Origin of the sequence: Mesorhizobium sp. M7A.T.Ca.US.000.02.2.1 (genome assembly GCF_003996995.1) — a bacterium.
GTDB lineage: Bacteria > Pseudomonadota > Alphaproteobacteria > Rhizobiales > Rhizobiaceae > Mesorhizobium.
Genome location: NZ_RZTT01000864.1, coordinates 1 through 648 on the forward strand (window position 1 = coordinate 1; position 648 = coordinate 648).

Below are 648 nucleotides of genomic sequence, written 5' to 3' on the forward strand. Positions count from 1 at the left end.
GGCTGGGCTTGCGGATCGTGAAGGAGAAGGTTCCCTCGGTCGTGGCCGGAGCCATCACCACCTGCACGCGCTCACGATCCGGCAAGACTCCGGAGAGGTACGGCATCTCTTGCCGGAACGGCGCATTGTTGAAGTTCGCGATCAGTGCGCCCAGCTGCTTCAGCCGGGTGAAGGTCAGCTCGGGAATGTCGTGACGCACCCAGCCGGCGCTGGATTCCGTCCAGGCTTCGCCCGGACGGTTCACGCAGACTTCGGTCACATCACCTGCCAGCAACCCGCTCAGCGGCAGCATGTACTGCCGCAGAGCCTGGTCCGGCCTGTGATTAGTTGCTGCGAAGGTCATACACGCTCCTGAAATCCAGATCGCGGGCGACGTAGATATTGACAATATCGCCCTGGTTCTTGTTCAGCGTCGGCGGGATGTTGATGGAGTTCTGCAGCGCGATCGACGCGGCCTGCGAGGTCGCATCGCCAGCGCCGGAAAACGTGATGCTGTCGCCGCCCTGCGAACGCTGCTTCTGCACCAGGTACTCGGCGGTATCGTCCACGATGCTCAGCATCAGCGCGCCGCCGTAACGCTTCCAGAAATGCGTCTCGACCCAGCCGCTCAGGCCCGAGCGCCCCAGCTCATCGGCCCCCGGCGAATCC

Annotated in this window: 1 protein-coding gene and 1 pseudogene; both read right to left on the bottom strand. The window is 63.6% G+C overall.

The window, feature by feature from the left end; translation table 11 throughout:
- Nucleotides 1–343 (bottom strand): annotated as a pseudogene (locus EOD15_RS35170) (Flp pilus assembly complex ATPase component TadA); the annotation flags it as partial.
- On the bottom strand, nt 324–648 hold a 325-nt coding region (locus EOD15_RS35175; protein ID WP_148129848.1), incomplete at its 5' end, for a TrbI/VirB10 family protein. The gene EOD15_RS35175 and the pseudogene EOD15_RS35170, both read right to left, overlap by 20 nt.